The organism is Trebonia sp. (assembly GCF_049794275.1).
In the GTDB taxonomy this organism is placed as follows: Bacteria; Actinomycetota; Actinomycetes; order Streptosporangiales; family Streptosporangiaceae; genus Trebonia.
Window position 1 is genome coordinate 1 of record NZ_JBARCR010000531.1, and the last position, 3,325, is coordinate 3,325.

The 3,325-nt window shown below is 69.2% G+C and carries 4 protein-coding genes; 3 read left to right on the forward strand and 1 reads right to left on the reverse strand.

Annotation, left to right across the window (positions count from 1 at the left end):
- Positions 1-13: 13 nt before the first annotated feature.
- Positions 14-640, reverse strand: a complete 627-nt coding sequence (locus WA805_RS14640; RefSeq protein WP_422337944.1) for a class I SAM-dependent methyltransferase — start codon at positions 638-640, stop codon at positions 14-16.
- 217 nt (positions 641-857) lie between these two features.
- On the opposite strand from WA805_RS14640, the gene WA805_RS14645 reads away from it, so the two are divergent.
- From WA805_RS14645 to WA805_RS14655, 3 genes are read left to right on the forward strand one after another with little or no spacing between them, the layout of a single operon-like run.
- Positions 858-1,574 carry a response regulator transcription factor gene (locus WA805_RS14645; RefSeq protein WP_422288156.1) on the forward strand — a complete coding sequence of 239 codons (717 nt, stop codon included), beginning with the start codon at positions 858-860 and terminating at the stop codon, positions 1,572-1,574.
- The gene (locus tag WA805_RS14650) at positions 1,571-2,791 is read left to right on the forward strand and encodes a sensor histidine kinase (RefSeq protein WP_422276589.1); all 1,221 of its coding nucleotides are present in this window, start codon (positions 1,571-1,573) and stop codon (positions 2,789-2,791) included. Before WA805_RS14645 ends, WA805_RS14650 begins: the two co-directional genes overlap by 4 nt.
- Before the next feature lie 13 nt (positions 2,792-2,804).
- Entirely contained in the window at positions 2,805-3,086 is a 282-nt protein-coding gene (locus tag WA805_RS14655) for an antibiotic biosynthesis monooxygenase family protein (protein ID WP_422276587.1), read from the forward strand.
- Positions 3,087-3,325 lie beyond the last annotated feature (239 nt).

Below are 3,325 nucleotides of genomic sequence, written 5' to 3' on the forward strand. Positions count from 1 at the left end.
GTCTGTGCACCTGTCAGTCTCTGAGCGGCCGCAGCACGCTGAACCAGCGGCCGTCGGCGGACCATGTTTCGGCCGCGGATAGGCCGGCCTCGACGGCTATTTCGGCGATCTGGTCCGCGCCCACGTACGCCCAGGGAAACCAGGCGCTGATCTGGCCGCCATGCCGGAGCCTGACCTGCTCGCTGCGCTGGGCGATCCCTGGCGGCTGGACCTCGACCAGTGCCTGCCCGAGCGGCGTCAGCAGCTCGCGCACCCGGCGCAGCAAGACGATCGGGTCCCCGCCGATCCCGATGTTCCCGTCGGCCAGCAGAACGTTCATCCACCGGCCGGTCCCCGGCACGTAGCCGAAGACGTCGCGCAGCAGGGTAAGCGCGCCCGCCGACCGGGAGATGCTCACGGCGTAGGGCGTGACGTCGATGCCGAGGGCGGGGATGCCGCGCTCGGCCAGCGCGACCGTCAGGCGTCCAGGACCTGACCCGACGTCAAGCGTCGGGCCGTTGCAGCGATCCACGATGGAGACGTCGCCCGGCCGCGCATGCAGCCAGTGGTCCACCTGGAGCGGCGACGTAGTGCCGTCGGCATGCTCTATTTCCGGCCGTGCGCGCCCGGCGAGGGCAGTTTCGTAAAGTTCGCCGATCACGCGGGTCTCCTCCCAGGCAGGCAGCCGGACGCAGACCAGTGTTCACCCGGCGGACACCCGCTGCTGCCCGGATCGGGGCGGCCTCACTGAATCGTCATGGACCTTACGGAGTGGTGACGAATTCGTTCTGTTTCGTGGTCGCGCCGTTGCGCATCGACTTACCTTGTAACCGTGACCAACCCTGGATTTGTCGTGCCGTCAAACGGCTGGGAGCGCCATGGCTAACAACCCGGACCCGCCTGGCCGGATCGTCGTCGTCGACGACGACGCCACTGTCGCTGATGTCGTTGGCCGTTACCTGGTCCGCGACGGGCACACCGTGGAATGCGTGCACGATGGCTACGAGGCGCTGCGGCGCATCGCGGATCAGCCCCCGGACCTGGTGGTGCTCGACCTGATGCTGCCGGGGATCGACGGCCTCGAGGTCTGCAGGCGACTTCGCGAGCGGTGGCCGATCCCGGTGGTCATGCTGACCGCGCTCGGTGACGAGACCGACCGCCTGGCCGGCTTCGAGATCGGCGCCGACGACTATGTGACCAAGCCGTTCAGCCCGCGCGAGCTGGCGATGCGGGTGCGATCGGTGCTGCGCCGCGCCCGTGGCAGCGGCCTGCCGGACAAGCCGGACCAGGGAGTCATCACCGACCGCGAGCTGACAGTCAACCTGGCGGCGCACGAGGTGCGGGCGGCTGGCAGGCTCATCCAGCTCACGTCGCGCGAATACGACCTGCTGGTCTTCCTGATGCGCAACCCGAGGAAGGCGTTCACCAGGGAGCAGCTGCTCAACGAGGTGTGGAGCTGGACGTTCGGTGACACGTCCACGGTGACCGTGCACGTGCGGCGGCTGCGCGAGAAGCTCGAGGCCGACCCGACGCTGCCCAAGCGGATCGTCACCGTCTGGGGCGTCGGGTACCGGTACGAGCCGGAGCCGGCATGACAGCGCCGCTCGCGGATGTCATGTCGGGGGTCGCGTCCACCGATTTGCTTCACGTGACGGAGGGAGCGGTCGGTGCCGCCGTCATCAGTGCCATCATCGGGCTGATCGTGCTGCGGCTGCTCGCCCAGCGCTCCGTCGGCATCCAGATCGCGATGGTCTCGCTGGTGACCGTCGTCGCCTTGCTGCTTTCGATCGGGGATATCGCCTTCCTGATGCTCTCTGTCGGCGACCGCAAGGTAATGCTCGAGCTGATGGGCATCGCGGGCCTGGCGGGCCTCGCGGTCGCGCTGGTCATCGGCCGAAGGCTCACCAAGGCGAGCAGGAAGCTGCTCGGCGCGGTACGGGAAGTGGGCGACAGCGGCATCTACACGCCGCCGCCCGTCCAGCTGCCCGCCGAACTGGCCGGGCTGTCCAAAGGACTGGCCGAGGCCCACGACAAGCTCGGCCAGGCACGAGCCCGTGAGCAGGCCCTCGAGGCCAGCCGTCGCGAGCTCGTCGCCTGGGTCAGCCATGACCTGCGCACCCCGCTGGCCGGGCTGCGAGCGATGGCCGAGGCGCTCGAAGACCAGGTGGTGACCGACCCGCGGGAGGTCGGTCACTACCACTCCCAGATCCGCCGTGAGACCGACCGGCTGTCCGCGATGATCGACGACCTCTTCGAGTTGTCCAAGATCCACGCGGGCACGCTGCGCCTGTCACCGCGGCTGGTCGCTCTCGAGGACCTCATCGCCGAGGTGGTCGCGAGCGCCGACCCGGTGGCCAGGGCGAAGGGAATCCGGCTCACCGGGTCCGCCGTCCGTGGCATGCCTGTCCTCATCGACACCGCGGAGATGGGGCGCGCCATCAGGAACCTGGTGACCAACGCGATCAGGCACACGCCCCTCGACGGGACGATCGAGGTGCTCGGCGAGATCCAGGCCGGGATGGCGTGCGTGAGCGTCGGCGACGAATGCGGCGGCATTCCGCCTGAGGACCTGCCGCGGGTGTTCGACATCGCGTTCCGCGGCGAGAGCGCGCGCACGCCGGACCCGACCGGCGGCGCGGGGCTCGGGCTGTCGATCGCGCGCGGCATCGTCGAGGCCCACTCCGGCCAGATCAGCGTCCGCAACACCGGCCCGGGCTGTCAGTTCCGCATCAAGCTGCCGCTCGCCCGCCCGGCCGCACCGGCCGTCTCCCGCCTAGCTCCGACAGCCCGCAAGGTCCACGCCGCGCCGTGAGCGGGTAACCCGGTTGTTCGTCCACCTGGCCATCCACTACCCGAGGCCCGAGTACGTCGACGATGCGCTCGCCTCCATGCACCGCGTCGACAAGGCCGCCGAGGGTGCCCCCGGCCTCATTCAAATAGGCGCCTGGCGCGACGAGAACAGCAACCGACTCGTCGGTCTGGCCATGTGGGAGTCAGAGGAAGCCTTCCGGGCGTCCGCGGGGCGGATTTTCCAGATAGTCGCGGACGACCCGTGGGACCAGTGGTCCGAGCGCCCGATCGACGTCTTCCACCTCACCAAGCCCTAGAGCGCCTGATGCAGGTCAGCCGGGGCGCATTCGACGCCCGCAGCGATGTGTCGCACGCACATAGGGCGAGAAATGTACCGCTGAACTAGGACAAAAGGGACATAAAGTGGACAGATCTCGCCCTATGTGGCGAATGCCGGCCATCGTGACGGCGGATGGGCCGGCCTGGGCTGGTGACCGGGAGCGCCGCAGCGCGCGTTAGCGCGTCGCGGCGGCGGGGGCGCGGAGCGGAGCGTGCG

Excerpts from the sequence above, each read along its gene's own strand:
- WA805_RS14645 (WP_422288156.1), top strand. The coding sequence starts at position 858 with ATGGCTAACAACCCGGACCCGCCTGGCCGGATCGTCGTCGTCGACGAC.
- WA805_RS14650 (WP_422276589.1), top strand. The coding sequence starts at position 1,571 with ATGACAGCGCCGCTCGCGGATGTCATGTCGGGGGTCGCGTCCACCGAT.